This is a genomic window from Pectobacterium betavasculorum (genome assembly GCF_000749845.1).
Taxonomy (GTDB): Bacteria; Pseudomonadota; Gammaproteobacteria; order Enterobacterales; family Enterobacteriaceae; genus Pectobacterium; species Pectobacterium betavasculorum.
This window is the reverse complement of record NZ_JQHM01000011.1, coordinates 34,220-56,050: the sequence shown is the minus strand read 5'-3', so window position 1 is coordinate 56,050 and position 21,831 is coordinate 34,220. Positions and strand designations below refer to the sequence as shown.

At 50.5% G+C, this 21,831-nt stretch carries 20 protein-coding genes; 11 read left to right on the top strand and 9 right to left on the bottom strand.

Features of this window, described 5'->3' with window-relative positions:
• The first annotated feature begins 488 nt into the window (after window positions 1–488).
• Both KP22_RS16900 and KP22_RS16895 read left to right on the top strand, forming a co-directional pair.
• Complete coding sequence (locus KP22_RS16900) at window positions 489–677, top strand: YjfB family protein (RefSeq protein ID WP_039306342.1); 189 nt, start codon at window positions 489–491, stop codon at window positions 675–677.
• 233 nt (window positions 678–910) lie between these two features.
• Complete coding sequence (locus KP22_RS16895) at window positions 911–1,126, top strand: YfgG family protein (RefSeq protein WP_039306339.1); 216 nt, start codon at window positions 911–913, stop codon at window positions 1,124–1,126.
• A gap of 188 nt (window positions 1,127–1,314) precedes the next feature.
• On the opposite strand, the gene KP22_RS16890 is transcribed toward KP22_RS16895, so the two are convergent.
• Together KP22_RS16890 and KP22_RS16885 are read right to left on the bottom strand one after the other, a co-directional pair.
• Window positions 1,315–1,740 (bottom strand): organic hydroperoxide resistance protein, encoded by a 426-nt coding sequence (locus KP22_RS16890; RefSeq protein WP_039325327.1) that lies wholly within the window; start codon window positions 1,738–1,740, stop codon window positions 1,315–1,317.
• Window positions 1,741–1,914: 174 nt separating this feature from the next.
• The gene (locus tag KP22_RS16885; RefSeq protein WP_039325325.1) at window positions 1,915–2,364 is read right to left on the bottom strand and encodes a MarR family winged helix-turn-helix transcriptional regulator; all 450 of its coding nucleotides are present in this window, start codon (window positions 2,362–2,364) and stop codon (window positions 1,915–1,917) included.
• Between the two features lie 219 nt (window positions 2,365–2,583).
• Between KP22_RS16885 and mgtE the strand changes: the two genes are divergently transcribed.
• Window positions 2,584–4,062 carry a magnesium transporter gene (gene mgtE / locus KP22_RS16880; protein ID WP_039306330.1) on the top strand — a complete coding sequence of 493 codons (1,479 nt, stop codon included), beginning with the start codon at window positions 2,584–2,586 and terminating at the stop codon, window positions 4,060–4,062.
• A gap of 41 nt (window positions 4,063–4,103) precedes the next feature.
• Here the strand turns inward: mgtE and hutG are convergent, their stop codons facing one another.
• Genes hutG through hutU form a run of 3 tightly spaced genes read right to left on the bottom strand, consistent with a single transcriptional unit; the run spans window position 4,104 to window position 7,846 of the window.
• Window positions 4,104–4,916, bottom strand: coding sequence for an N-formylglutamate deformylase (hutG, locus tag KP22_RS16875; protein WP_039306327.1), 813 nt, complete (start codon window positions 4,914–4,916; stop codon window positions 4,104–4,106).
• A complete protein-coding gene (gene hutI / locus KP22_RS16870) occupies window positions 4,909–6,117 on the bottom strand; it encodes an imidazolonepropionase (protein WP_039306325.1) in 1,209 nt (402 codons plus the stop codon). Before hutI ends, hutG begins: the two co-directional genes overlap by 8 nt.
• 52 nt (window positions 6,118–6,169) lie before the next feature.
• On the bottom strand, window positions 6,170–7,846 hold the full coding sequence (gene hutU / locus KP22_RS16865; protein WP_039306321.1) for a urocanate hydratase: 1,677 nt from the start codon (window positions 7,844–7,846) through the stop codon (window positions 6,170–6,172).
• A 513-nt stretch (window positions 7,847–8,359) separates the two neighbouring features.
• On the opposite strand from hutU, the gene KP22_RS16860 reads away from it, so the two are divergent.
• Genes KP22_RS16860 through KP22_RS16840 form a run of 5 tightly spaced genes read left to right on the top strand, consistent with a single transcriptional unit; the run spans window position 8,360 to window position 13,292 of the window.
• The gene (locus KP22_RS16860; RefSeq protein WP_039306318.1) at window positions 8,360–9,457 is read left to right on the top strand and encodes an ABC transporter ATP-binding protein; all 1,098 of its coding nucleotides are present in this window, start codon (window positions 8,360–8,362) and stop codon (window positions 9,455–9,457) included.
• Window positions 9,454–10,098, top strand: a complete 645-nt coding sequence (locus KP22_RS16855) for an ABC transporter permease (protein ID WP_039306315.1) — start codon at window positions 9,454–9,456, stop codon at window positions 10,096–10,098. The genes KP22_RS16860 and KP22_RS16855 overlap by 4 nt, the downstream gene beginning before the upstream one ends.
• Window positions 10,099–10,101: 3 nt before the next feature.
• Window positions 10,102–10,782, top strand: coding sequence for an ABC transporter permease (locus KP22_RS16850; protein ID WP_039325323.1), 681 nt, complete (start codon window positions 10,102–10,104; stop codon window positions 10,780–10,782).
• A gap of 30 nt (window positions 10,783–10,812) precedes the next feature.
• Complete coding sequence (locus tag KP22_RS16845; protein WP_039325321.1) at window positions 10,813–11,697, top strand: ABC transporter substrate-binding protein; 885 nt, start codon at window positions 10,813–10,815, stop codon at window positions 11,695–11,697.
• 38 nt (window positions 11,698–11,735) lie between these two features.
• On the top strand, window positions 11,736–13,292 hold the full coding sequence (locus KP22_RS16840; RefSeq protein ID WP_039325319.1) for an HAL/PAL/TAL family ammonia-lyase: 1,557 nt from the start codon (window positions 11,736–11,738) through the stop codon (window positions 13,290–13,292).
• Window positions 13,293–13,355: 63 nt separating this feature from the next.
• On the opposite strand, the gene KP22_RS16835 is transcribed toward KP22_RS16840, so the two are convergent.
• On the bottom strand, window positions 13,356–13,925 hold the full coding sequence (locus KP22_RS16835) for a HutD/Ves family protein (RefSeq protein ID WP_039325317.1): 570 nt from the start codon (window positions 13,923–13,925) through the stop codon (window positions 13,356–13,358).
• Entirely contained in the window at window positions 13,922–14,680 is a 759-nt protein-coding gene (hutC, locus tag KP22_RS16830; RefSeq protein ID WP_039306300.1) for a histidine utilization transcriptional repressor HutC, read from the bottom strand. Before hutC ends, KP22_RS16835 begins: the two co-directional genes overlap by 4 nt.
• A gap of 106 nt (window positions 14,681–14,786) precedes the next feature.
• On the opposite strand from hutC, the gene KP22_RS16825 reads away from it, so the two are divergent.
• Window positions 14,787–16,154, top strand: a complete 1,368-nt coding sequence (locus tag KP22_RS16825) for a formimidoylglutamate deiminase (RefSeq protein WP_039325315.1) — start codon at window positions 14,787–14,789, stop codon at window positions 16,152–16,154.
• Window positions 16,155–16,245: 91 nt separating this feature from the next.
• Here KP22_RS16825 and galK read toward each other — a convergent pair whose 3' ends face one another.
• Both galK and galT read right to left on the bottom strand, forming a co-directional pair.
• On the bottom strand, window positions 16,246–17,409 hold the full coding sequence (galK, locus tag KP22_RS16820; protein ID WP_039325313.1) for a galactokinase: 1,164 nt from the start codon (window positions 17,407–17,409) through the stop codon (window positions 16,246–16,248).
• Between the two features lie 9 nt (window positions 17,410–17,418).
• The gene (gene galT, locus KP22_RS16815; RefSeq protein ID WP_039306294.1) at window positions 17,419–18,459 is read right to left on the bottom strand and encodes a galactose-1-phosphate uridylyltransferase; all 1,041 of its coding nucleotides are present in this window, start codon (window positions 18,457–18,459) and stop codon (window positions 17,419–17,421) included.
• A gap of 464 nt (window positions 18,460–18,923) precedes the next feature.
• On the opposite strand from galT, the gene galR reads away from it, so the two are divergent.
• Both galR and KP22_RS16805 read left to right on the top strand, forming a co-directional pair.
• Window positions 18,924–19,934, top strand: a complete 1,011-nt coding sequence (galR, locus tag KP22_RS16810) for an HTH-type transcriptional regulator GalR (protein ID WP_039306291.1) — start codon at window positions 18,924–18,926, stop codon at window positions 19,932–19,934.
• Between the two features lie 487 nt (window positions 19,935–20,421).
• The gene (locus tag KP22_RS16805; protein WP_039306288.1) at window positions 20,422–21,729 is read left to right on the top strand and encodes a maltoporin; all 1,308 of its coding nucleotides are present in this window, start codon (window positions 20,422–20,424) and stop codon (window positions 21,727–21,729) included.
• Window positions 21,730–21,831 lie beyond the last annotated feature (102 nt).

Sequence of the window (21,831 nt, the reverse complement as noted above, 5' to 3'; positions counted from 1 at the left end):
TGGTAATTAAAACAAATTCCGGGCGGTGCAATGACGCAAAATCAAGCAACCGCGCTAGTCCGTTAGGCTTGGTTCGCGTAAAGTTTACAGGGATGGGGCCGATACCAAAACGATGGCTGGCGAGAATTTTTGCCAACCATCGTGCAACCTCGATGGAAAGGTGCGCTTCCTTTCCATACCCTAAATAATTCGAGTTGCAGGCAGGCGGCAAGAGAAGGACAAATTTGTCGGGAACGAATTTGACCAGCCAGCGGCTGGCCTTCGGTGAGAGACAGGATGTCTCTCATTTAATCCCGATGAGCTTACACAAGTAAGTGATTCGGGTGAGTGACAAATCTGCCGGAGGCAGGTTTGAACGCTGCTTGCAGCGGCCCCTACGGGGCGAGGCACACGTAAGTGTGCTGAGTAGCGCGGCCAACGCACATGCAACTTGAAGTATGACGGGTATATACCGGATATCAATCCAACTCAGAATTAAGGAGAGTAAAATGGATGTATCACAGATTGCATCACTCGCGACCGACCTCAGCAACATGCGTACCAGCAGTGAGGCCAGCACGCTTGTGATGAAAAAAGCGCTCGATAGCCAAGAGGCTGTTGCTTTAGGTATTTTGCAGGCCTTACCCCCTCTGCCAGCAAATCCGGCGATTGGGCGTAACGTCAATACCACGGCGTAATCCCCTTGGATCACACAACCCGCTTATTTGTTTTTGAGCGGGTTTTTTGTCGCCACCCTGTCCCCTTGTGCTCCCCGCTCTTAACACTTGCTCCTGACTCGCCTTTCCTTGCGCCGAACGTGCGAAAACCGGGTCGGTCATCATCTTTTTCACGTAGGCTGATTGACCTCGTCTACGGCTTGTGCCTAAATAAACAACAGCGAATGTTCGCTTTCACAGAGGATTAACTGGTAATGTCCACGCTTACCCACAAACGACGATTATCGATACGCCCGCGACGAAGTAGCTCTCGAATCGCTCGTGCCGTTTTGCTCATCAGCTTCATCATTCTTTTAGGACGCTTTGCTTACTCCACCATTACCGCGTTTGGTCATCATCAAGACAAACAGCAGCAGCGTGCTGAACAATTACTGCTTCCTACCGCCGTACTCATCAAACAGAAAGAGTAGCGCTTAACCCGTCCTCTCCTAATATGTGTTTTTCCTCATCTGGTTTGCCACCTTCGCATTCCCATGCCCGTTATTCGCGCCTGTAGCGATTGCTCATTCAGGATATGCTGTAGAAATAAAAAAACGGCAGTGCGAATCTTCGCAGCCACCGTTTTATCGATCGTTAATACGCTTACTTCAAGCTGGACTTAGACGATAGTCAGGGTCACATCGATATTGCCACGCGTTGCATTCGAATAGGGGCAAACGATATGGGCTTTCTGCACCAGATCTTCAGCCACTGCGCGATCTATACCTGGCAGGGAAATTTTCAATTCGACTTCAATACCAAATCCTGTTGGGATGGCACCGATGCCTACACTACCGTTTACCGTTGTATCAGCAGGTACGGCGATTTTCTCACGTGCACCGACAAACTTCATCGCACCGAGGAAACAGGCGGAATAGCCCGCGGCGAACAGCTGTTCTGGGTTAGTTCCCTCACCACCTGCGCCGCCCAATTCACGTGGGGTCGTCAATTTAACATCAACCGCTTTATCAGAAGACACCGCACGACCATCACGACCACCGGTAACTTGGGCATGAGCAACGTATAATACTTTTTCAATAGACATAATGTGACTCCAGATTGTTAGGAAATGTCCTAAGGGAATAGCGATACTACTTAGGCCTTACTTACATAGCGAAAAATTAAATCGCACACCACTTAATTAGTTAAAAATAAATTGCTTAAAAGTAAGCGGCTATCTAACAGATTTCCCGGTGCACAAGGCAACCGCTCAAAATCATCAAAGATGCTCGATCAGGCTCTTACGCAGCGTCTCTAAATCTTTTTTGATCGTCTGCAACTGCTCAAGATGACATTCCGTCGCACAAAACACGCTTTCAGGAATCGCTCGCGCCTGTTGCTGAAGTGCCCGACCTGCTTCGGTTAACCCGATCAGCACCTGACGCTCATCTTCGGTTCCCCGGTTCCGCACCACTAACCCTGCGCTTTGTAACCGCTTGAGCAAAGGGGTTAGCGTGGCGGAATCCAGATACAGTCGCTCGCCCAACTCAGATACCGTCAACCCATCACGCTCCCACAGTATCAGCATCACCAGATATTGGGGATAAGTCAGATTCAACTCAGACAGCAAACGACGATACAGCTTATTCATTGCCAGATTGGCTGAGTATAGTGCGAAGCACAGCTGTCCATCCAATTTGTAAGTGTTGTCGTTCATCATCTCTGCCATGGGTACCTGTTACGTTTCTGAGACTGACTCTATATCGCCAGCAATTAAATAGCAAGCGACTTGATTTCTCGTTAGATAAAAACCGCCATGAAAACATGCAAGACCGACATCGATACTTTTTTTAGACTGCAATTCGCCGGTAATCCTATTCTTAATCTACTGATTTTGCGCTACGTTTAATCAAACACGGATAAAAAACAGATCGAGCACAAAAACGTTATGTCGAGTGTAAAAAAACTTACCGACCTCCGACGCCATATCTCCCTTCTGCTGTTGGAAAACAAAGAGCTGGTTGAAGACATTATCAACCGGCAACCGCATACAACAGAACGCGACGACGCGGCGTTAAGCGACAAAGTGGTATTAAGCAACAAAATCGGGCTGCGTGACAAAAGCATCTTGCTCGACCAAACCGCAGAAATCAGCCAGCTTATCATCGGGCTACATGCCGCTGACCTTGCCGATTTGCTGGAATCTTTACCGCAGGATGAACGCCTGGCGCTCTGGCGACTGATTCCCATAGCGAAACGTGGTCGTGTGTTAATTGAGGCCTCCGACAGCATTTCCGACGATCTGATCGGTGATATGCAGGATAAAGAGATTCTCAGGGCGGTTCGGGTACTGGATGTGGATGAACAGGCTCAGCTTTCTCGCCTCGTCCCTCGCCATCTGCTCGGTCGTATACTGACCTCACTTGAGCCAAAGCAACGTGCGCAGCTACGTGCTGCCATCAATTATGACGAAGATTGCCTCGGCCATATGATGGATTTCAAACTCATCACCGTGCGTGCCGACGTCACTCTGGCGACAATACAGCGCTATCTGCGCTACCGCAAAACCATCCCCGAATCCACGGACAAACTGTTCGTGACCGATCGCAAAAACACGCTGATCGGTGAGCTGTCGCTGGCCAGTATCCTGCTCCACTCGCCTCATGCTTTAGTGACTGATGTTATGGACGCTCAACCACTGAGATTCCAGCCTGAGGATAAAGTCGAAGAGGCCGCAGGGGCTTTTGAACGTTACAACTTAATCTCCAGCGCCGTAGTGGACAGCAAAGGGAAACTCATGGGGCGTCTGACGATTGAAGATATCGTCGACGTAGTCAATCGGGAAAGCGACAGTAATCTACGGCGCTCCGGGGGGTTAACCCCTTCTGAAGATGTCTACGCGCCCGTGTATAAATCATTCCGCAATCGCTGGGCATGGCTGGCCGTCAATCTTTGTACCGCGCTCATTGCCTCGCGGGTTATCGGCCTGTTTGAGCATACGCTATCCCATTTGGTCGCACTGGCGACGCTCATGCCGATTGTCGCTGGCATCGGTGGGAATACCGGCAACCAAACAATCACGATGATTGTACGCGCACTGGCACTGCATCAACTTGAGCACGGTAAAAAATCGTATCTGCTACTCAAAGAATTAGGCGTTGCGCTAGTAAACGGGGTGATATGGGGCACGATTATGGGCGTGGTCACCTTCCTGCTCTATGGCAACCCCGCTATGGGTGGCGTGATGATGCTGGCTATTCTACTGAATTTACTGCTCGCGGCGCTGATGGGAGTCTCCATTCCGCTGATCATGATGAAACTCGGTCGCGACCCAGCCATCGGTTCGAGCGTGATGATTACAGCAATCACCGATACCGGTGGCTTCTTTATCTTCCTTGGGCTGGCAACGGTGTTCCTATTGCCTTAATAACGCGAGAGCTACGTTATCAAGGCGCTGATATATCAGTATTACGACTGCGCGGCCTTACCATAATGCTGCTTTCCCCACTGAAGCAGGGTATTGATCAGCGCAATAAGGCACTTTTGTAAATCTGCACTTTTTTCCGTTGAGTAGGTAAAGTCATGTTCATTCATATAGTTGCATTGGGAAATTTCAAGTTGAACCGCGTGGACATCCCGTTGCGGATTGCCGTAATGGCGGGTGATATAGCCCCCTTTAAAGCGCCCATTTAACACCCTCGTGTATTGTGGGAATTTTTCGCTGCTTGCCAGGAGCGCTGCACTTAGTGCTGGCGCACAGCTTGCGCCGTCAGCTGTGCCAAAATTAAGATCTGGCAGGCGTCCATCGAATAATCGGGGCACCAGTGATTTTATCGAATGCGCATCCCACAACAGTGCATAACCAAAGATTTCGCGTAATCGCGCGAGTTCTTGTGCCAGCGCCTGATGATAAGGCTGCCACAGATGTTGTAAAATATCCGCCTTCATCTCCTCATTCGGCGCTTTCCCCGCCTCAAAAAGCGGTTCACCATCAAAAAAAATGCCAGGAAATAGGCCGGTGGTAGCCGTACTGTACAAAGGCTTGTCATCCGCAGAGCGATTTAAATCCACCACGTAGCGGGAATAATTTGCACAAAGTACGCTCGCGCCCATCTCAACAACCGGTTGATATAGTGCCGGAATATGCCAGTCAGTATCCTCAAGCTGTTTCGCGCGCGCCGTCAAACTGTTGGCGATTTCCGGCGTCAAAAACGTGCCGGGATGCGGCATACTGATTAGCAGCGGTAAGCTGCCTTGATGTAATTCGAATCCGTTAGTCATGCCAGACCTCTTGACCTTGATAAATAACCTGCTTGGATAGCGAACCGCCTAACCAGTAGCACAACTCTGCCGGATGATTCACCTGCCACACGACAAAATTTGCCTCTTTCCCTGCTTGCAATGAACCACATTGATCGTTTACCCCCAACGCCTGAGCAGCATGATATGTCACCCCGGCCAGCGCCTCTTCTGGGGTAAGCCCAAATAGCGTGCAAGCCATATTCATCATCAGGCGCAAGGATAAAACCGGCGACGTGCCAGGATTGAGATCGCTGGAAATTGCCATCGGCACTTGATACTGGCGCAGCAATTCCACCGGAGGCCGTTTGCTTTCATGTAAAAAGTAAAACGCTCCCGGCAGCAGCACGGCGGTCGTACCGTGCTGTGCCATCAGCGCAATATCGCTTTCGCAGAGATATTCCAGATGATCGGCAGAAAGCGCGTTATATCGGGCTGCCAGCCCTGCACCATGCAGCAGCGAAAGCTGTTCTGCATGCAGTTTTACCGGGAGTCCAAGCTGCTGCGCAGTAAGAAAAACACGCTCCACCTGCGCGACAGAAAACGCCAGATGCTCACAAAATGCATCCACCGCATCCATCAATCCCTCTGCATGCCATTGGGGGAGCCAACGTTCACAAATCTCATCGATATAGGCATCGGCACGGCCTTGATACTCCACCGGTAGCGCATGGGCGGCCAGGCAGGTGCTATAAATAGTCAGCGGCATGGCATGGCTCAATTGGCGGATCACACGCAGTATTTTACGCTCATCGGCAAAGCTGAGGCCGTAGCCTGACTTAATCTCAAGGGTTGTGACGCCATCTTTGCGTAGCGCATCAATACGCTGTCGGGCGCTGTCCAGTAATTGCTGGTCATTGGCTTCACGGGTGGCATTGACCGTGCTGATAATGCCCCCTCCTGCCGCAGCGATATCGGCGTAGGTCGCACCATTGAGCCGCATTTCAAATTCCTGGCTGCGATCGCCGCCAAACACGCTATGCGTGTGGCAATCAATCAGACCCGGTGTTACCAGACGGCCCTGTAAATCCCACACTTGATCAATAGCAATATCGGGCTGTTTTGCCGCCTCCCCGACCCAGAGCAACGTAGGCCCATCGGTGATTAATGCCGCATCGTTAATCAGGTTGTATTTGCCATCCGCCATAGTAGCAATCTGGCAATGCTGCCATAAGGTACGCATACGCACTCTCTCGGTGAAGATACGGTGCGAAGGTGGTCGCACCCTGCCAGGCTTATTTCGTAAGCATCGGTAGATTCAAGCCATGCTCTTTCGCGCAGTCGATAGCAATCTCATAACCCGCATCGGCATGACGCATCACGCCCGTCGCCGGATCGTTGTTCAATACCCGTGCAATGCGCTCTGCGGCCTCATCGCTGCCATCACACACGACAACCATGCCGGAATGTTGTGAAAATCCCATCCCAACACCGCCACCGTGATGCAGAGAAACCCAGGTTGCACCGCTTGCCGTATTGAGTAATGCATTCAGCAACGGCCAGTCAGAAACCGCATCAGAACCATCTTTCATCGCTTCGGTTTCCCGATTAGGGCTAGCGACAGAGCCGGAATCAAGATGGTCGCGGCCAATAACAATCGGTGCGGAGACTTCGCCACGTCTTACCATTTCATTAAATGCCAGCCCCAAGCGAGCGCGCTGCCCCAAGCCAACCCAGCAGATGCGCGCAGGTAAACCCTGAAAACTGATGCGTTCCTTCGCCATATCTAACCAGTGGTGCAGATGAAGGTCGTCAGGGATTAGCGCTTTCACTTTTTCATCAGTGCGATAGATATCTTGCGGATCGCCGGAGAGTGCAGCCCAACGGAACGGGCCGATACCACGACAAAATAAAGGACGAATATAGGCAGGGACAAAACCAGGGAAATCGAAAGCGTTACTGACACCCATCTCTTTCGCCATCTGGCGGATATTATTACCGTAATCGAAGGTGGGGATATCCTGCTGTTGGAAAGCAAGCATGGCTTTAACGTGTTCGGCCATTGAAGTTTTTGCCGCCTGTATCACCGTAGCAGGTTCGATCAGAGCACGCTCACGGTACGTTCCCCAATCCCAACCGATGGGAAGATAGCCATTCAACGGGTCGTGGGCGCTGGTTTGATCGGTCACAATATCTGGCCGAACACCGCGTTTAACCAGTTCAGGTAAAATTTCTGCTGCATTGCCGTGCAACGCAATCGAGACAGCTTTCCCTGCACGCGTATGCCGCTGGATGCGATCCAGTGCGTCATCCAGATCCTGCGCTTGCTCGTCCACGTATCCGGTACGCAGACGAAAATCGATACGCGATTGCTGACACTCAATATTCAGGGAACAAGCACCCGCCATCGTAGCCGCCAATGGCTGTGCCCCCCCCATTCCACCAAGACCAGCAGTTAGCACCCATCGCCCCTTCAGCGTACCGTTATAGTGCTGGCGTCCCGCTTCCACGAAGGTTTCATAGGTTCCCTGTACAATGCCCTGACTGCCGATATAAATCCAAGATCCCGCCGTCATTTGCCCGTACATCGCCAACCCTTTGGCGTCCAATTCGTTAAAGTGTTCCCAGTTCGCCCAATGGGGTACTAAATTGGAGTTAGCGATCAACACTCTGGGCGCATTCGTATGCGTTTTAAATACGCCTACTGGTTTTCCTGACTGCACTAACAGCGTTTCATCGTCGTTGAGTTGCTTCAACGCCTCGACCATTTTATCGAAACATTCCCAATTTCTCGCTGCTCGCCCTATTCCCCCATATACCACCAACTCTTTTGGGTTTTCTGCGACGTCAGGATCGAGATTATTCATCAACATGCGCAGCGGTGCTTCGGTAAGCCAACTTTTGGCATTCAGTGTTGTGCCGCGTGGAGCTCGGATTTCAACATCACGATAACGGGAAAATTCACTACTCATGCGGTTTACCTTCTTTCTTTGGTAGCTGTGGATGGACCCACTGATAGCATGCGATGTTATCTTTCATCACAATTGTATATACATGATAAGCACATATAATGCCACATTGTTCTATTTATCGATTTATCCTTATAAAACAAAAAATTAAAAATAAAAAACACGAGTAAAATGAAATAAAAATCTACCACCACCTGATATCACGCCCAAAATAAGTGCAAAAAAATGTCAAAACGAACCATTTTAGTGCAAAAAGGCTAGAGTTTGCTCAACTAAAACCGTGACAATACATCGATCATCCTGGAGTAGTCATACAAACATTTCATGATACATACTTAATAAATAAACTAATTATATGTTTTAATTTACTTTATTTTTTACCATCTATTTTAAATTGCGTTATGGCATATGATTTGCTAGTTGTACATACAAGGATATGTATGACATGTTTATAGCTATCGTTTTTATAACGACCGTTTCATCGGTAAAGCAGAAAAATGACCATAGGGCATAGCGATGATTACTTTCAATAACGTGACCAAACATTATGACGATGGCTCGGTAGTGGTGGATGGTTTGAATTTGTCCGCGCCAAGCGGAAAAATTACCGTATTAGTGGGGCCGTCTGGATGCGGAAAAACAACATCACTACGAATGATCAACCGACTGGTTGAACCGTCGTCTGGCACGATCCTGCTCAATGGTGAATCGACCAAACAAATGGATGTCGTACAACTGCGTAGACGCATTGGCTACGTTATCCAGAACGCAGGGTTATTCCCGCATAAAAACATCATCGATAACATCGCCACGACCGCCATTCTTAATGGTGCTGCAAAGAGTAAAGCCAGAAACCGGGCTGCGGAACTTCTGGAAGTGGTAGGGCTCGCCCCACAGCTTGCCAAAAGATATCCATGGCAACTCTCTGGTGGACAGCAGCAGCGCGTCGGAGTGGCAAGAGCTCTCGCCGCTGACCCTGAATTTATGCTGATGGATGAACCCTTTAGCGCGGTTGACCCCGTAGTACGAGAACAACTTCAGGAAGAGTTCCTCCGTATTCAAAAAGAGGTGAGCAAGACCATCATTATGGTCACTCATGATATCGACGAAGCAATGAAATTGGGCGATTTGGTCGCCGTTCTGAAACCGGGAGGCAAGTTAGTCCAGCAGGCAGCACCAGGGACATTACTGAATGCGCCGCACAATGCATTCGTCGCCGATTTTATTGGTCGTGACCGCGGCTATCGCAAGCTGAGTTTTCACACCTCTGGATCGCTTGCCGCCCTCCAGTTCGAACCGACCATCGAAATGGGCTCATCAATGGCGCAAGCGCGGCGTATTGCCACGCAACGCTGGCTGCTAGTGACGCAGCAAGGTAAGGCTTATGGTTGGTTCGACACTCAACAGCACATTGATGTCATAGCCCCAGACAATATCAACCTCGCGGCGACGTTTTACCCACAAAACGGAACACTACGTCAACTACTGGACTCCGCACTGAGTTCTCCCTGTCATCGAGCCGTTGTTATCGACGCACAACACATACCAATGGGCATAATGACGCTCGATAGTGTGCTGGATGCCTGTAAGTCAATGGCGCAGGAGGCGATATGAGATTTGACTGGCTGTGGGCGCAGAGCGATAAGATCCTTAATCTATTGTTGTGGCACTGTTATTTGTCCGTTACACCGATTGTGATTGGCCTACTGCTCGCGATTCCCGTTGGCTGGGCGATATACAATATGCCCAAAGCAAAGAGCATCATTCTCAATCTCTTCGGCCTGCTGTATACCGTTCCGTCGCTGGCGCTATTTGTGCTGTTACCGCCACTATTAAATACGCGCATTCTCGATCCAATAAATGTGGTCGTGGCGCTAACCATTTACAGCTTTGCTTTGCTGGTCAGAACCGTGTGTGACGGGCTGGATTCGATCTCTACAGAGACTCGACAATCTGCTTTTGCGCTGGGCTACAAACCTATGCAGCAGTTTCTCCAAATCGAACTTCCTCTTGCTGTACCAGTTATCGGTTCTGGGTTGCGTGTTGCGGTCGTCTCCAACGTCAGCATTGTTTCCGTCGCAGCGCTGATAGGCGTACCACAGCTAGGCGCATTATTTACTCAGGGGTTTCAGTTGCAGTTTCTCACGCCGATCATCGCAGGGATCGTGCTCTGTATCGCACTCGCCTTTGCGCTGGACTCGCTGGTGGTAATCATGACCCGCGCATTGAGTCGCTGGCAGCCGAAAAGGGGATAATCAATGTCTGAATGGTTTTTTGATCTCAGCCACTGGTACGGCGATGAAGGCATTGCATACCTCCTGCTACAGCATGTGGGTTACAGCGCTGCGGCACTGGTTACTGCCATCATCATTGCCTTCCCGATTGGCTGCTATACCGGTCACACCGGCAAGGGAGAGTCCCTACTTATCGGCACCACAAACGCCCTGCGGTCACTTCCCTCGTTTGGCTTGATTATTTTGCTGGTGATCCTGCTCGCGGGGTATTTCGAATCAGATATGGCCTTCATCCTGCCCTGCATCATCGTGCTGGTGCTGCTGGCACTGCCTCCGATCGTGCTCGGGATACACACCGGTATTCGTTCCGTCGATCCCAGCGTCCGTGATGCCGCAAGAGGAATGGGGCTAACGCCACTTCAGTTACTCATTCAGGTGGAATTACCCTGTGCGGTACCTCTGATTATTTCAGGTATCCGCAGCGCCGCCTTACAGATCGTTTCTACAGCAACCATTGCAGCCTACGTTTCTCTCGGAGGATTGGGCCGCCTGATTATTGACGGGCGGGCAGCAAATGATTTCGCGCAAATGACGATCGGAGCGGTGCTTGTTGCTCTGCTGGCCCTGATCATCGACATATTTTTCTCTCTTTCAGAGAGATTCGTAGTCTCTCCGGGGATTTCCCGGCGAACTAAAAATCAATGACGTTTAGTCCTTATTACAGAAGGTAACAAGATGAATATTAAAAAACGCTATTTCACGTTGTTCAGCGCCACCATTCTGTCTTTCGCTTCTTCTGTTTGGGCTGCTGACGCCAACCAGAAGGTGATTATTGGATCGGCGGATTTTCCAGAAAACCAGCTACTGGCAACTATTTACGCTGGCGCACTGGAAGCACAAAATATTCCAGTGGAAAAAAAGCTCAACATCGGTAGTCGTGAAGTCTATATTCCCGCACTGTTAGACGGATCGATTAATGTGATCCCAGAATACAGTGGCGCATTGCTGAGCTATTTAGACGGAAAAAATCAGGCACACAGCTCGGAAGATGTCATACGAGAATTGGAGAAAAAGCTGCCGGAAAAAGTGAAAATGCTCACGCCCGCCGCAGCGCAAAACAGCGATATATTGGCAGTGACAAAAAAGACCGCTGACAAATACAACCTGAAAACGATTGACGATCTTAAACCCATCGCCGGTGAACTGGTGCTTGGCGGCCCAGCTGAGTGGAAAACCCGTCACGAAGGCGTTTCTGGTCTGCGTGACGTTTATGGCCTGCAATTCAAAAGCTTCAAAGTCCTTGATGTCGCGGGTCCGCTGACGCTTACCGCCTTGAAAAATAACCAAATTCAGGTCGCTGATCTCACCTCCACGACCCCTGAAATCAAAAAAGATCACCTCGTGGTCCTGGGCGACCCCAAACACCTGTTTGCCGCGCAGAATATCGTGCCTATCGTTGCCAGTAGCACACTGACCCCGACCATAGAAAGCACGCTGAACAAAATTTCTGCCCAGTTAACCACAGAAGATTTGATTGCTATGAACGAGCAACTCGCTGAATTCGTCAGTATTGATGATGTCGCTCATCAATGGCTCGTTAAACAAGGGCTTAGCAAGTAAGGAACCGTTCCGAAATGACGATAGATACCCATTTCCCCATGCAGAATCATGATGTGGTCACGTTAGGCAGAGCCGAAACCACGATCGAAGAGTTGGTGCGCATTGCTGATGGCTCACGGGTACAGCTTGATCCCGAGGCGCTGGCGCACATGGATAACGTCAGCCGTTATATCCACAACGCCATTTCCGAGGGAAAAGTCATCTACGGCTTAACGACAGGCGTAGGCGATCTGGTGACCGAACATTTGTCAGCTAACCAAATCGCCGACGTGCAATTGAATATGTTGCGTAGTCATGCTTGCGGGATGGGGCCAGATTTATCGGTACGGGAAGTCAGGGCGATGATGGCCGTGATGCTGAAATCCCTCTTGCAGGGATACAGCGGCGTTAACGCGGAACTTGCGCAGCGGATAGGCCAGATGCTGAACAATCAGGTAACGCCCTGGTCTCCCGCCGGTGGTTCCGTAGGCTACCTGATTGCCACCGCGCACATAGGGTTATCTCTGTTTGGCGAAGGGCAATGTTGGTATCAAGGGCAGCGATTACCCTCCACCGAGGCACTGGAAAAGGCGGGTATTGCACCGCGAATTCCAGGGCCGCGTGAAGGCCATGCGCTGATTAGCGGAACCTATGAAATCACTGCACTGGCCTGTCTGGCAGTGCAAGGTTTCAAACAGCTATTACCTGTGGCAGATATGGCAGGTGGCATGTGTTTGGAAGCGCTGAAAGGCAATACTCGCGGTTATGATGCACGACTGCATGCACTTCGTCCCCATGATGGACAGCAGGAAACGGCGCGTATTTTGCGCCACTTGCTCAGTGATAGTGACATTCTTGAACGTTACCGTGACCATCGAGTACAGGATGCGCTCAGCTTACGGTGTATCCCCCAGATCCACGGGGCAGCACGCGACCAACTGCGGCATTGCCACCATATCGTGACTACCGAGTTGAATTCCGTCACCGATAACCCAGTGTTTTTAATCGAAGAAGGGGAACTCGTTATTTTACCTGGCGGCAACGGGCACGGTGCTCCACTCGCGCTGGCTATCGACGCGCTGGCCATAGCAATAGCTCAAATCAGCACTGCCTCACAAGCGCGTTCAGACCGCATCACCAATGCACATCTCAGCGGACTGCCCGCCTTTCTGATGGGAAAGAACGGGGCAAACTCTGGGATGATGATCCCTCCATATGTTGCTGCCGCACTAGCAGGGGATAATCGCAGTCTGGCGGCACCCGCCAGCGTGCATACCGTATCCACCTGCGCTGGTCAGGAAGACCATATCAGCATGGGCGTGTCATCGGCGCGTAAGGCCATAAAGGCCGTGGAAAATGCCGTCGATATCGTGGCAATCGAATTGCTTTGCGCCAGCCAAGCGATTGAGTTTCACCGGCCGCTACGGGCATCGGTGGGAACGGAAATGACGCTGTCGTTAATTCGCCAACATGTGACGTTTCGCGAAACCGACACCGCGCTGTATCCAGATATGCACGCGATCAGGGATCTGATTTCTCACGGAGAATTGACCAAACAGCTCTGTTCACTTATCGCGGAGAAAACAAGTCATGGATGCCATTCAACCACTAAATAGCATCCTGAAGATACATCACTGATATAGGCAATGTGACCAGGCGACAGAGAGATAACCGGGAGGCTAACTGCCGGAGGTGACGGGCTCAATCATTACGCAGGCGAAGATCTGGGTCGGTTGAGCACTAACCATCACCGTCGCAGGGGTGTCGATCAATAGACTGTCATAATGGTGCAGGAAGTGGCGCTCGCCATCGACCTTCACTTCAAGCGCATGACCCGCATTGAACAGGAGCAGCGAGCTTTGTCTAAGTCTCCATTCTCCGCTGTTCACCCAATGCACCGAGGCCTGTGTAGTTTTAGCATCGTAGATAACATTGAAATCCAGAAGCGGGCCGCCGACAACATCGCAGAAAACGTCGCTATCACCGTTAAAATCGGTGGGCCGAAATGCGGGGATCAATACGCTGCGCTCACCATCAACGGTCAGGAACATTCCTCCCCCTTCCAGTACGCTGATATTTCGCTGGTATCCGGTGAAACGAGAAAAAGGTCCAGCATCACGAATCGTAGCAAGCGACACACGCCAGTCATACTGTTCCGTGGCGGGATAACGGCACACTTCTTGTGTCACCCCCAGCCCATTCTTCCAGCGCATTTCCAGGTAGTTGGTGTAAGGTAACAGCGTAGTCATTTACGCATAATACCTTCCAGTCGATAGCGCGATCCGGGGTAGACCAAACGCACGCTAGTAACAATTTTTTTCTCCTGCCGACCTGTCCAAGTGCGACGATTCACCTGTAAGCAAGGCGTATTCTCATCAATTTCCAGATACGCACACTCTGCTCTAGCGATATTCACCGCCTCAATAATATGCTCTCCTTCCACGATAGGCGCGATGGAGCAGAGGTAGGCATTTGGCGTGATACGGGTAAAATCCTGCTGCAAATAGTCGGGCACAACCAGCGTATTCACCAACCGATCTTCTAGCATCACCGGTACACCATTTTCATAATGACAAATCAGTGAATGGAACAAACGGCTTCCTTTCGACAAATTAAACGCCGATGCCTGCTGGGCATCCGCATACACTTGGGTGAGTTCAAGCACCCGTGCATGATGGCGATGCCCACGGCTGGCTATCTCATCGGCGATGTTATTGATTTCCAGAAGCGCGGATTGCCCACGAATTTCTGAGACAAAGGTACCGACACCTTGCATACGTACCAGTAATCCTTCAGCAGTCAGTTCCCGCAAAGCACGATTAATGGTCATCCGGCTGTAGCCAAACTGATTCACCAGTTCACTTTCGGAAGGCACACGATAATTAACTGGCCAAACCCCACTATGAATGTTGGTCTTGATCATACACTTCACCCTTTCATAGAAGGGGGCGGGCTGATCCAGATGATCCTCACCTGGTGTTTTAAAAACGTCACTTTGTGCCATTACTGTTTCCTCATCCTGATGACCGTCAAAGTTTACTCTACGCTTAATTAGATGTATATATACACCCATGTATATACAAGTGAAGAATAAAAATCGGAGCGGAGCCATGGTCATATATTTTGCAGAAAAAGCCCTGTTACCACAGGGGTGGGCGAATAATGTCAAAATAACTCTCTCAGCAGAAGGCACAATCACATCGCTGGAAAGTGATAGCATTCGGGATGAAAGCAGCATCCAACTTGACGGCTTTTTAGTCCCCGGTATGCCAAACCTCCATTCCCATGCTTTTCAGCGCGCGATGGCAGGTCTGAGCGAAGTCATGGGCAATCCGGCCGACAGCTTCTGGACATGGCGAGATTTGATGTATCGGCTGGTGGGGAAAATTACCCCCGAGCAGTTAGAAGTTATCGCCAGCTACCTGTATATCGAAATGCTGAAAGCCGGCTACACCTCTGTTGCCGAGTTTCATTACCTACACCACGACAAGAATGGGCAGCCCTACGCGCAATCGGCTGAACTGGCGCTACGTATCTCGCAGGCGGCGAACACCGCGGGTATTGGCCTGACGCTTCTACCGGTGCTCTATTCCTATTCCAGCTTTGGCGGACAACCGGCCTCCTCGAAGCAGCATCGGTTCATTAACGATACTGACCGTTATTTAGGGCTCTACGACAGAATCTCCTCACAACTTGCCAATAACCCCATGCAGCGCACTGGACTTTGCTTTCATTCTCTTCGCGCGGTTACGCCGGATCAAATGCGAACCGTGCTTGACTGTCACCCCCAAAAGCAACCCATACATATTCACATCGCCGAGCAACAAAAAGAGGTGAACGACTGCATTGCCTGGTCTGGTCTGCGCCCCGTAGAGTGGTTATACCACCATATGCCAGTGGATGAGCACTGGTGCCTGATCCACGCGACGCATATCACCGCAGAAGAGACTCGACTGATCGCGGCTTCAGGTGCAGTCGCAGGTCTGTGCCTGACGACCGAAGCGAACCTTGGCGACGGGATTTTTCCAGGGCAGGAATATGTCTCACAACAGGGAAACTGGGGGATTGGCTCCGATAGCCATATCAGCGTGAGCGTCAGTGAAGATTTGCGTTGGTTTGAGTATGGACAACGCCTGAATAAAAGGCGGCGTAACTTACTTCACCAGCCAGATGAACCTTACATTGGCAATGTACTTTACTCTGGTGCATTGCGAGGTGGTCGTATGGCACTGGGTCAACCTGTGGGACAACTCGCTGTAGGCGAACGCGCCGATATGCTCGTGCTGGACAGCCGCGATCCTTTCCTGGCCACGGCCAACGATCGGGAACGCCTAAACCGCTGGATTTTCGCTTGCTCAACAAATCCAATAAAAGATGTGATGGTCGGAGGGCGTTGGGTCATCACTGATAAGCATCATGAAAAAGACGATGATGTAAGACCATTATTCATTAAAGTAATGGAAAGTATCATTCACTAATGCATTGATATATTTAAAATGTCAGAAGAAAAATAGAATAATCACGGCAAGAGCCTCATATGGGGCTCTTGCTCGAAGGCCGTATAAATACTTAATTCAAACGACCGGCACCGTCGGATGCCTGACACAGATAAATCGACGGCTGAAGCCCGGTGCGCGCTGGATATTCACGTTCAATCACCAGCTTGACTTCGTCGGTCAGCGCCGAAGGAATAAGAGCAACAATACAGCCACCGAAACCACCGCCGGTCATGCGCACGCCGCCCCGCTCTCCGACATAATCCTGAATCAGAGTGACCAACGTATCGATCGGCGGCACGGTAATTTCAAAATCATCACGCATGGAAACATGCGATTCCGCCATCAATGTAAACAAACGGTGAGCATCCTGACATGCCAATGCATCGGCCGCTTCTAGCGTGCGACGATTCTCAGTAATAACATGTCGCGCACGACGAACGGCTACCGCATCCAGCCCCTCGATTCCCGCCTCAAACTGCGATAGTGATACATCACGCAGCGCCTTGACGTTAAAATGACGCGCCGCCGCTTCACACTGCTGGCGGCGTGTGTTGTATTCACTATCCACCAGCCCGCGGCGCACATTGGAATTCACGATGAGGACGTCGACACCGTCAAGCATACGCACAGAGCGCCCTTCCAGAGAGCGACAGTCGATCAACATCGCCTGACCCGCGCGCCCCTGAGCGGAAATGAACTGATCCATAATGCCGCAGCTACAGCCGACAAAATGGTTTTCTGCCTGTTGGCCGTTTAACGCCACATCCAACTGACTAATGTCCAAGTTATTCAATTCTTTGAACGTCTGCCCGATCGCCACTTCCAGCGAAGCCGATGAACTCAGCCCGGCGCCGGAAGGCACGTTGCCGGAGACAACCATATCCATGCCGCTAAGCGGCAAGCCGCGCGCCAGCAAAAACTTCACGGTTCCCCGGATATAGTTCGCCCAGACGTACTCCGAATGAGGCACGATCTCTTTGGCAAGATCAAACGCATCCTGCTGGTTGTCATAGTCCACCGCGACCACCCGCACGATACCATCCTGACGTACCGCCGCACTGACGACTGTCTGGTAATCGATAGCACACGGCAAGACAAAACCATCGTTATAATCAGTGTGCTCACCAATCAGGTTGACCCGGCCGGGTGCCTGAATCGCGGCGTGCGGCGTATAGCCAAATAATCGGACAAAAACAGACTCGGTTAACTGGCGTAGAGAATCAATACGGCTCATAAAATGACCTCAAATTTGCTCACGGAAATGGATATCACTCACGCTGCGTAAGCGTTCAGCAGCCTGCTCAGCCGTCAGATCGCGCTGTGCTTCGGCTAGCATTTCATAGCCGACCATAAATTTGCGCACGCTGGCGGAACGTAATAACGGGGGATAAAAATGGGCATGCAGTTGCCAGTGCGTGATGTCCCCGTCCTTAAACGGCGCACCATGCCACCCCATCGAATAAGGGAATGAACACTGGAAGAGGTTGTCGTAACGGCTGGTCAGTTTTTTCAGAATCAAAGCCAGATCGTCACGCTGAACATCATTTAGCTGTGGTAATCGCTGCACCGCGAATTTGGGCAGTACCAGCGTTTCAAACGGCCACGAGGCCCAGTAAGGAACAACGGCTAACCAGTGCTCGGTTTGCACGACAATGCGCGAACCGTCAGCCCGCTCCCGCTGCACATAGTCAAACAGTAACGGTGAACCATGGCGGGCAAAATAGTTTCGCTGTTGTTCATCCTCACGCTGTACCTCGTTTGGCAGAAAATCATTAGCCCAAACTTGCCCATGTGGATGGGGATTAGAACACCCCATCATCGTTCCTTTATTCTCAAAAACCTGTACCCACGGATAGCGCTTACCCAGTTCCTCGGTTTGATCGCGCCACGTATCGATCACCGCTTTCAGCGCTGGCAGGGAAAGTTGTGGCAGGCTTTTACTGTGATCGGGAGAAAAACAGATCACACGACTGACACCGCGGGCTTGCTGTACACGGAACAGTTCGTCGTCACCTGACGGTGCATCCGGCGTGTCTTCCATCAGTGCCGAAAAATCATTGGTAAAAACAAAAGTACCCTGATAGTTCGGGTTGATATCGCCAGTAATACGTTTATTACCTGCGCATAGATAACAGGTTGGATCGTGAGACGGTGGCGTGGCGCGATCGGGTTCATCCTGCTGGCCTTGCCAAGGGCGCTTGGCCCGATGCGGAGAAACCAGAATCCACTCGCCTTTCAGCGGGTTAAAACGGCGATGCGGATGTTCAGTTGGCTCAAACTGCATATGCTATTCCTCAATACAAAACACGAATTCGGTACAGCGGAGGTAGCCATCCGCAGCCAATTGTGGGGCGCTAACAATCCACTGGCGGGATGGAGGAAACGTTGGGCACACCTGTAAAATTAGCCAGAAAAACCCATTAATGTAATCAGTTTCACTCTATGTCATGGATAAAATAGCTGTAATAATGCTGAATACAGATAGACCGCTATCGTTTAGCCACCAAGCAAGTGTAATCGGTTACCCTCAATTTAAACCTCAGGATGGTATTTTGGAAGAGAGAAGTAGCCGATGATTGTTGATAGCGATCACATAAGTACGGTCTGGATCGAAAAGGAAAGGAGGTCGATAGGTAACATCCGCAAAAAACCTGTACATTTATAAATATAAGTAATCGATTTTTTCTTTTAACTTGCGCGTTAGGCTGCGGTTCGCCTCATCACGCATTTGACCGTTCAGGAATGCCCATGGCCACAATAAAGGATGTTGCTCGTCTATCAGGTGTATCAGTCGCTACGGTTTCGCGCGTAATCAATAACTCGCCCAAAGCCAGCACCGCCTCAAGAGAAGCCGTAAACAAGGCCATGGCGGAGCTACAGTATCATCCGAACGCCAATGCCAGAGCGCTCGCACACCAAAGTGCTGAGACAATGGGGTTAGTCGTTGCGGATGTATCCGATCCCTTTTTCGGGACGATGGTCAAATCTGTCGAACAAATAGCACAGGCAACCGGCAACTTCCTGCTGATTGGTAACGGCTACCACAATGCCGAACAGGAAAAGAAAGCCATTGAGCAGCTGATTCGCCACCGCTGCGCGGGGCTGATCGTGCACGCCAAAATGATTTCCGATGAGGAATTGGCGGCGCTGATGAGCCACATTCCGGATATGGTGCTCATCAACCGCACGTTACCCGGTTATGAAAACCGCTGCGTTGCGCTTGATGACCGCTATGGTTCCTGGCTGGCAACGCGTCATTTAATTCAGGAAGGCCATCAGAAGATCGGTTTTCTCTGTTCTAATCACCAAATTTCTGACTCCGTCGACCGTCTGCAAGGCTATATGGATGCACTGCAAGAGCACGGCATCACACGAGATGAACGCCTCATTGCACGTGCATCACCAGATGAACTAGGCGGCGAAGCCGCCATGATGGAGTTACTGAGTCGGGGCGGCAATATGACGGCAGTGGTGTGCTACAACGATTCTATGGCGGCGGGTGCGCTTTCCGTTCTGAGTGATAACAGCATCAACGTTCCGCAGGATATGTCGGTGATAGGGTTTGATGACGTATTGATCGCTCGCTACCTCCGCCCTCGCCTGACCACCGTGCACTACCCGGTTTCCGCCATGGCAATTCAGGCCGCAGAATTAGCTATCGCGTTATCCCACGGTAAACAGCTCAACGAAACCACGAATATGTTTAGCCCAACGCTGGTACGCCGCCATTCAGTAAGCCCTCCTACCCGCAAGAAATAACGGTCTTTCATCAATGCTGCTTGCCCTGATGCGATATTCCGCGTCAGAACAGGCAGCGAGGCCTTTGCGTACCTGAACTCACATATCTTGTTTTTATCTTCCTTCAGCAAGCAAGCCCCTTCCCTCTATTCCTGAAATGTTTCCAACTCAACATCGCATTACACCTTTTATGTAACGTTTCCGATTATGGTATAAAAAAATTTTATGCTGCATTTGAGGTGCGCAAGCAAAACGTGTAACCAGTTACACATCATTACATAGCGAATAACATCAGGTTAAAGTTAATAAATAACCCAAACACAGTCTGTAAGACCGTTAATTCAGTGTAAATTTTGGTGTAACTCTTTTGTATTTTGTGAGAACAATCATGTCACGCCGCATTTTATTCCCCCATAATCCCTCACCATGAGTGGAAACGTTTTACCTCCGTTCACGTCATGTTATTTGGAACATCCACATTCTTACCCGAATAAGCGAAAGGTATATTATGAAAAGAAAACTGCTGACGACATCCATTGCCCTAAGTTTGGCAATGCTGGCAACCCCTTCTTATTCTGTCGATTTTTCAGGATACTTCCGTTCTGGCGTGGGTGTTTCAAACCACGGAAAACAACAGTCAGCCGATAAAGAATATGTAGGAAGATTAGGTAATGAAGATGACACCTACGGCGAAATCCAGTTAGGGCAGCAGTTGTATAACGAAAATGGGAAAACGTTTTACTTCGACAGCATGATTTCCCTGTTCTCTAACAGCTCGAACGATAATGAAACCACAAAAGATGACGATGCCGAGTTTGGTCTACGCCAGTTAAATCTTCAGGCGAAAGGCTTTGTACCTGGCCTACCGGATGCCACCGTCTGGGCAGGGAAACGCTATTATCAGCGTCATGACTTGCACATTATCGATACCAAATACTGGAATATCTCCGGTGCGGGTGCCGGGATCGAAAACATCAAAGCGGGCGAAGGCGCGTTCTCTTTTGCCTGGATCCGTGCCGATGCCGAAAACATGAACATCGACTGTGGCAACAGCCTGAACAGTCAGGAGTGTTCTTCCAGAGAAGATACCTACAACGATCTAAACATTAACTATCTGGACGCACGCTATGCGGGCTGGAAGCCGTGGGACGGCGCATGGACGGAGTTCGGAATCTCCTACGCGATGCCAAATGAAGCAGATACGCAGAAGAATATCTTCCTCGCGGAAGGGCAAAAATTCGATCCTAAAAACTCGATGATGATCACCGGCGAACTCAGCCACTACTTCTCTGGCCTCAAATCCAACCAAAAATTGGTGCTGCAATACGCCGACAAAGGGCTGGCGCACAACATGGTCGATCAGGGCGGCGGCTGGTATGACGTCTGGAGCATCAACGACAGCGCCAAAGGCTATCGCGTCATTCAGGCCGGTGACCTGCCGATCACCGATAATATCTCTCTTAGCCATGTTCTGACCTACGGTAAAGCGGATGAAATCAGCCGCTGGCGCAACAGCACCGAATTATTGTCTGCGGTAGGCCGCGGTCAATATGCCTGGACCAAGAACCAGAAAACCTATTTGGAAGCGGGCGCATACCAGAAAAAAGACAGCTGGAAAGCCGGAACAGAAACCAAATACAGCGGTCAGAAATACACGCTGGCACACGCCTTCAGTGCCGATATTCCTATGCTGACACGTCCAGAACTGCGCTTCTTCGTTTCTTACCTCGACGGTGGCAATGAAAATAAAAACCGCTTCAACGACGATCGCAGCAACGCGGTGAACTTCGGTATTCAAGCGGAAGCCTGGTGGTAATACCGCTCTAACCCTCAGCTCGGCGGGCTCATCATTCCCGTCGGGTATTTCCCAAAAGGCCTTCTACCGAAGGCCTTTTTCCGTTATAGCTAACATCTGCAT

Bases quoted from the DNA above. Each gene is read 5' to 3' on its own strand.
- KP22_RS16900 (WP_039306342.1), top strand. From the start codon at position 489: ATGGATGTATCACAGATTGCATCACTCGCGACCGACCTCAGCAACATG.
- KP22_RS16895 (WP_039306339.1), top strand. From the start codon at position 911: ATGTCCACGCTTACCCACAAACGACGATTATCGATACGCCCGCGACGA.
- KP22_RS16890 (WP_039325327.1), bottom strand. From the start codon at position 1,740: ATGTCTATTGAAAAAGTATTATACGTTGCTCATGCCCAAGTTACCGGT.
- KP22_RS16885 (WP_039325325.1), bottom strand. From the start codon at position 2,364: ATGGCAGAGATGATGAACGACAACACTTACAAATTGGATGGACAGCTG.
- mgtE (WP_039306330.1), top strand. From the start codon at position 2,584: ATGTCGAGTGTAAAAAAACTTACCGACCTCCGACGCCATATCTCCCTT.
- hutG (WP_039306327.1), bottom strand. From the start codon at position 4,916: ATGACTAACGGATTCGAATTACATCAAGGCAGCTTACCGCTGCTAATC.
- hutI (WP_039306325.1), bottom strand. From the start codon at position 6,117: ATGCGTACCTTATGGCAGCATTGCCAGATTGCTACTATGGCGGATGGC.
- hutU (WP_039306321.1), bottom strand. From the start codon at position 7,846: ATGAGTAGTGAATTTTCCCGTTATCGTGATGTTGAAATCCGAGCTCCA.
- KP22_RS16860 (WP_039306318.1), top strand. From the start codon at position 8,360: ATGATTACTTTCAATAACGTGACCAAACATTATGACGATGGCTCGGTA.
- KP22_RS16855 (WP_039306315.1), top strand. From the start codon at position 9,454: ATGAGATTTGACTGGCTGTGGGCGCAGAGCGATAAGATCCTTAATCTA.
- KP22_RS16850 (WP_039325323.1), top strand. From the start codon at position 10,102: ATGTCTGAATGGTTTTTTGATCTCAGCCACTGGTACGGCGATGAAGGC.
- KP22_RS16845 (WP_039325321.1), top strand. From the start codon at position 10,813: ATGAATATTAAAAAACGCTATTTCACGTTGTTCAGCGCCACCATTCTG.
- KP22_RS16840 (WP_039325319.1), top strand. From the start codon at position 11,736: ATGCAGAATCATGATGTGGTCACGTTAGGCAGAGCCGAAACCACGATC.
- KP22_RS16835 (WP_039325317.1), bottom strand. From the start codon at position 13,925: ATGACTACGCTGTTACCTTACACCAACTACCTGGAAATGCGCTGGAAG.
- hutC (WP_039306300.1), bottom strand. From the start codon at position 14,680: ATGGCACAAAGTGACGTTTTTAAAACACCAGGTGAGGATCATCTGGAT.
- KP22_RS16825 (WP_039325315.1), top strand. From the start codon at position 14,787: ATGGTCATATATTTTGCAGAAAAAGCCCTGTTACCACAGGGGTGGGCG.
- galK (WP_039325313.1), bottom strand. From the start codon at position 17,409: ATGAGCCGTATTGATTCTCTACGCCAGTTAACCGAGTCTGTTTTTGTC.
- galT (WP_039306294.1), bottom strand. From the start codon at position 18,459: ATGCAGTTTGAGCCAACTGAACATCCGCATCGCCGTTTTAACCCGCTG.
- galR (WP_039306291.1), top strand. From the start codon at position 18,924: ATGGCCACAATAAAGGATGTTGCTCGTCTATCAGGTGTATCAGTCGCT.
- KP22_RS16805 (WP_039306288.1), top strand. From the start codon at position 20,422: ATGAAAAGAAAACTGCTGACGACATCCATTGCCCTAAGTTTGGCAATG.